The organism is Hallella faecis (genome assembly GCF_018789675.1).
Taxonomy (GTDB): domain Bacteria; phylum Bacteroidota; class Bacteroidia; order Bacteroidales; family Bacteroidaceae; genus Prevotella; species Prevotella faecis.
Window position 1 is genome coordinate 1 of record NZ_JAHKBE010000108.1, and the last position, 2463, is coordinate 2463.

The 2463-nt window shown below is 48.4% G+C and carries 1 protein-coding gene and 1 pseudogene; one reads left to right on the forward strand and one right to left on the reverse strand.

Annotation, left to right across the window (positions count from 1 at the left end):
• Positions 1–715: 715 nt before the first annotated feature.
• Positions 716–1906 carry an alkaline phosphatase family protein gene (locus KM934_RS12575; protein ID WP_215760952.1) on the forward strand — a complete coding sequence of 397 codons (1191 nt, stop codon included), beginning with the start codon at positions 716–718 and terminating at the stop codon, positions 1904–1906.
• A 110-nt stretch (positions 1907–2016) separates the two neighbouring features.
• Here the strand turns inward: KM934_RS12575 and KM934_RS12580 are convergent.
• Positions 2017–2409 (reverse strand): annotated as a pseudogene (locus KM934_RS12580) (Abi family protein); the annotation flags it as partial.
• Positions 2410–2463: the final 54 nt, after the last annotated feature.

Here is a 2463-nt window from a genome sequence, read left to right on the forward strand (position 1 = left end):
TGTCGCAACCTGCTCGAAACAAACGCTAACAAGAATTAAAATCTAATGACCGATTGGGGTTAAAAAGCAAAACGCATGCAAAATCTTCCCACGCTCCTAACGCCCCACCCATAGTTTCACCCCCTATGCCATTCCTAACGGAGGCTGTCTGGCATAACAAAAATGCACGACAAACTACATTGAAAACTACACGTTTCTTTTGAATGAGCAAAAAGTTGATCGCAAATACGCGATTCTCGTAAGCTTTTCGCATCTCGCTTAAAATCAGCGCCTTACAGGATTGACGCAAGATTTTATGCCTCCAAAACCACACTTTATGTTGCGAAACATGCCCAATCGAGGTACGAAACATGGTCTTTCGGGTTGCGAAACATACCCAGCCGAGGCTCGAGGAGGCATCTTTCGCAACTCGATACATGCCTAACGGCAAAGACGAAGTTTGATTTTGGCGCCTCAGTCGCACAAAACCGACGTTTTTCGCTCTCTATTTCACCCGAAAACCTCAACAAACTTTTTATCAAAAAATCATGATAATACTCACTTCCTGCACTTTGCTAACGTTTCTTAATCACGCCTCACCCACAAGGCCATCGCGTACACAAATATTTGTCTCACGCACCCTTCACATATATAATAAGGTGTCACCTTTTTCGATTAAACGTACAAACAAGTCGCAAAGAATCACTACCTTTGCAAACAGAAACCAATGACAAGCATGAGAAAGACCATCATCGCCCTTTTCTTTTTACTGACAGCCCTGCTGCCCCAGTTAGCGCAAGCACGCCGCTATACGGTCGTTATATCGCTCGACGGTTACCGTTGGGACTACCCCCAATGGTACGACACACCCTTCATCAACTTCATGGCCGAGCATGGAGTGAAGGCCGGACTGATCCCCTCGTTTCCTTCCAAGACATTCCCCAACCACTACACCATGGCCACTGGTCTTTACCCCGACCACCATGGCATCGTGGCCAACGAGTTCTTCGACACAAAAACAGGCGACCGATTCGCCCTTTCCGATGCGAAGCAAAAGCTCGACCCACGCTACTACGGCGGCGAGCCTGTTTGGAACACCGCCGCCAGACAGGGAAAGCGCGTGGCCGTGTTCTATTGGCCTGGTTCCGACGTCAAGGTCAACGGTCGTTACCCCGATGTCTACTACGCCTACGACCGCAAACCCCGACTGACGCTGGACGAACGTGCCGACGGCATCATCAGCCAACTGAGTCTGCCTGAGAAAAAACGCCCCGACCTCATCATGGCCTACATGGAACAGCCCGACGGCAACGGCCACAAATATGGTCCACAAAGCAAGTTGACTCGTGGAGCGGTACTCTACGTCGACTCGCTCCTGCAGTCGCTCTTCAATCGCATGCAGAAATTGCCTTACCACGCCGACATCAACCTCGTGGTGCTTTCCGACCACGGCATGGCATGGGTGCCGGGCGACCACGCCGTGAAGCTCCTTCCCCACCTCAAGCCCGAGTGGTACACGGCCGTCTCGGGATCGGTTCCGGCCAACATCTACGCCAAGGAAGGCTGCAAAGACTCCATCTACAACGCACTTAAAAATGTAGACCATATCAGCGTGTGGAAAAAGGAGGATGTGCCCGCCTACCTCCACTATGGCTCCAACAGTCGCGTGGGCGACGTGGTGGTGAGCCCCGACCTTGGATACGTGGCCTACGACAAGCCAATCATCGCCGGCGGAACCCACGGATTCGACCCGCAGCTCTTAGACATGCACGCATTATTTCGCGCCATCGGTCCGGCCTTCTCTCACACGGAGATTCCCCATTTCCGAAACACAGACATCTATGAGCTTATCTGTCACCTTGTGGGCATCACGCCCGCACCCAACGATGGCGACCTCAACGAGATCAAGGAAATCCTGAAACCCTAATTGGAAAATCTACAAATCTCATAAGATACGAATACGCACACAACTGTCACACCAAAATTACAAAAAAATGTGGGTGATGTGAGGTGATTAGTAGTCACTCCATATACCTTTTATTGCCACAATGGTTCGTTTTCCCAACCAAAAGGAAAGCCCAGGGCAGCCTTATCTATTTCTGGAAACGTAGCAAAAAGTCTGTTCATCTTATCAAGCATATCGTTGTTTGGAGATATAATGCCAAGAAAGTACTTGATGATGCACATATCAAAGTACACTTTCAAAGGATCTGTCGGCAAGGTAATCCAAGGACGTGACATTCTGATTGGCATGGTAGCACGAATAGAGAATACCCTATTCCATACACGTGCATGATGACAATATGAGTTTCTTGTTACAGTGATAATGGTAAGCCAAGATTCAAAAGGTGCAACTTGCAAGCCAAATGACTATGCAATACGCTTCTTTATCTTCTTATTCTTGATGTTAGAATAAACATTGGTGATTACCAATACTCTGTTAATTCTAACGTAATCGTTTGAAAATGAAGGAGTTAATTAACG

Coding starts and splice junctions, on each gene's coding strand:
- KM934_RS12575 (WP_215760952.1), top strand. CDS start 716: ATGAGAAAGACCATCATCGCCCTTTTCTTTTTACTGACAGCCCTGCTG.